This window comes from Streptomyces bugieae, from assembly GCF_036352915.1.
GTDB classification, from domain to species: Bacteria; Actinomycetota; Actinomycetes; order Streptomycetales; family Streptomycetaceae; genus Streptomyces; species Streptomyces endophytica.
This window is the reverse complement of the sequence record NZ_JAZBJP010000192.1, coordinates 1-428: the sequence shown is the minus strand read 5'-3', so window position 1 is coordinate 428 and position 428 is coordinate 1. Positions and strand designations below refer to the sequence as shown.

The following is a 428-nucleotide window of genomic DNA, read 5'->3' as shown; positions in this document are numbered from 1 at the left end:
GTGAGCCCTCCGGCACGGAGGATCTGCACGTCGGCCGGTACGAGGTCGCCCGGACCCAGCCGGATCACATCGCCCGGCACCAGATCGGCCACCGGCACGTCCCGCTCCCTGGGCGGGGCATCGGCCGAGGAGCGGCGCACGACGGTCGCCGTGGTCGCCACCAGTTCCCTGAGCGCCGCTGTCGAACGGTCGGCCCGGTGCTCCTCGGTCGAGCGCAGCAGACAGCTGACCGCGACGAGGGCGAGGATCACACAGGCCGTGCCCCACGCGGAGACGGCGGCGGAGACCAGCCCCAGGCAGAGCAGTACGGAAGTGAACGGGTCCCGGAGGCTGCGGACGAAGCGCCGGGGCCAGGGCACCGGCCGCCAGGCGGGCAGCACGTTCTCGCCGTACTGCGCGAGCCGCTCCTCGGCCCGTGCCTCCACCAG

Annotated in this window: 1 protein-coding gene; it reads right to left on the bottom strand. The window is 74.1% G+C overall.

The window, feature by feature from the left end:
• The coding region (locus V2J85_RS40835) for a cation-transporting P-type ATPase (RefSeq protein WP_330824421.1) at window positions 1-428 on the bottom strand (428 nt) is incomplete at both ends.